The sequence below is a fragment of the Candidatus Binatia bacterium genome (assembly GCA_023150935.1).
Classification (GTDB): Bacteria; Desulfobacterota; Binatia; order HRBIN30; family HRBIN30; genus JAKLJW01.
This window is the reverse complement of sequence record JAKLJW010000170.1, coordinates 1-546: the sequence shown is the minus strand read 5'-3', so window position 1 is coordinate 546 and position 546 is coordinate 1. Positions and strand designations below refer to the sequence as shown.

Genomic DNA, 546 nt, shown 5'->3' with positions numbered 1-546 from the left:
GGCCGCCACCAGCGACTGCGAGGCCACCTGCCCGCCGAAGATGCGGCCGGGGCGGCCACTCTCGTTGTGACCGCGGTAGAGGTCGGCGTCGATCTCCTCGACGTCGAGCAACGCCAGCAGCAGGATGGGTGGCATGCTGCCGTCTCGGAGGCCACTCCCCGGAGGGTGTTTTCCATAACGGCCGCTATCGCCCCGAGATCCACCGCTTGTTCGCCTTACCCGTGCAGAACGTGGCGTTGCCGCTGCTGCTCGACGGCGAGAGCGAGCGCGAGGCCCGCGCGCGCGGCCGGCGCAAGCTGGAGGAGGGGCTGCTCCACCGCGCCGCGCACCGGCCGGACGAGTTCTCGGGCGGCGAGATGCAGCGGGTCGCGATCGCGCGGGCGCTGGTGGCCGAGCCGGCGCTGCTGCTCGCCGACGAGCCGACCGGGAACCTCGACGAGAAGACCAGCGAGGAGGTGCTGTCGCTGATGCGCACCGTCGCCGTGATGCGTACGCTCACGGTGCTGCTCGTGACGCACGATCCGCGGGTGGCCCTCCAGGCGCGTC

General features: G+C 72.0%; 1 protein-coding gene and 1 pseudogene. One reads left to right on the top strand and one right to left on the bottom strand.

The window, feature by feature from the left end; translation table 11 throughout:
• Positions 1–135, bottom strand: a 135-nt coding sequence (locus tag L6Q96_23565; protein ID MCK6557525.1) for an acyl-CoA thioesterase II, incomplete at its 3' end; no start/stop codon positions are given.
• Positions 136–221: 86 nt separating this feature from the next.
• On the opposite strand from L6Q96_23565, the pseudogene L6Q96_23560 reads away from it, so the two are divergent.
• Positions 222–546: pseudogene (locus L6Q96_23560) on the top strand (ATP-binding cassette domain-containing protein).